The sequence below is a fragment of the Photobacterium sp. R1 genome (assembly GCF_054600795.1).
Window position 1 is genome coordinate 1 of record NZ_BAAHZP010000266.1, and the last position, 343, is coordinate 343.

At 51.0% G+C, this 343-nt stretch carries 1 pseudogene; it reads left to right on the forward strand.

The annotated features are described in order from the left end of the window. A pseudogene (locus tag ACYP03_RS24975) lies at positions 1-223 on the forward strand (bifunctional heptose 7-phosphate kinase/heptose 1-phosphate adenyltransferase); the annotation flags it as partial. Between the last annotated feature and the right edge of the window lie 120 nt (positions 224-343).

Sequence of the window (343 nt, forward strand, 5' to 3'; positions counted from 1 at the left end):
GGCCGCGGTGGACTGGGTGGTGCCGTTCAAAGAAGATACGCCTCAGCGCCTGATCAGTGAGATCCTGCCTGATCTGCTGGTAAAAGGCGGTGATTATAAACCAGAGCAAATTGCCGGCGGTCAGGAAGTGATTGCCAACGGCGGTGAAGTACGAGTACTGAACTTTGAAGACGGCTGTTCGACCACAGAAATTATCGAAGCGATTCGCGGCGGTAAAGGCTGACCGGCTGTTCTGCGGCCACTGCTACTGAAGCTAAAGTGACAAAGTGAGTCTAACCCATAAAAAAAAGCGCCGGTCGGCGCTTTTTTTATTTCAGGACATGATGGCGGTGTTATTTTTTTG